At 76.3% G+C, this 727-nt stretch carries 1 protein-coding gene; it reads right to left on the bottom strand.

Annotation, left to right across the window (positions count from 1 at the left end):
* The coding region (locus Ato02nite_RS51050; RefSeq protein WP_213013979.1) for a LacI family DNA-binding transcriptional regulator at positions 1-727 on the bottom strand (727 nt) is incomplete at both ends.

The raw sequence follows: 727 nt of genomic DNA on the forward strand, positions 1-727 counted from the left end.
GATGTCGCCGGGCACGTCGAGACCGCGGTCCGCGCAGGTGCGGATGGCGCCGAGCGCCAGCGGGTCGGTGAAGCAGAAGATCGCGTCCGGCGGCTGTTCCACCTGGTCGAGCAGCCGGGCCATGGCGGCGGCGCCGTCGGCGAGGTGCATGCCGGACACCGGCACCACCAGCTGCGGGTCCACGGCCAGGCCGGAACCGGCCATGGCGGCGCGGAATCCGGCGAGCCGCTGGGTCCGGGTGACCGCGGACGGCCGATCCGGCGCGCCGATCGCCGCGATCCGCCAGCGGCCGAGCCGCAGTAGGTGCCGGGTGGCGTCGGCCGCGGCAGCGGCACCGTCGACCGCCACGTGGTCGGCCGGGCCGTCCCGGATCCGCTCGCCAAGCAGCACGGTAGGCAGCCCTTCGGGCCTGACATCGGTCGCGTCGAGCCCGGCCGGGCTGAGGATGAGCCCGTCGATGGAGTGCCGGCGCAGGCCCGCGACCAGGTCGCGTTCGCGGTCGGCCCGGCCGTCGGTCTGTTCGATCAGGACGGTCCAGCCCCGTGGCTCGGCCGCCCGCACGATCATCCCGGCGAGCTCGGCGAAGTACGGCGAGCGCAGCTCGGGCACGGCCAGCGCGATCACCCCGGTGCCGCCGCCGCGCAGCCGGCGCGCGGTGGGGTTGGGAACGTAGCCGAGGGCGTCGATGGCGGCCTGCACCTTGGCCCGGGTCTCCGGGGCGACGTGC

It is taken from the genome of Paractinoplanes toevensis (genome assembly GCF_018332695.1).
Lineage (GTDB): Bacteria > Actinomycetota > Actinomycetes > Mycobacteriales > Micromonosporaceae > Actinoplanes > Actinoplanes toevensis.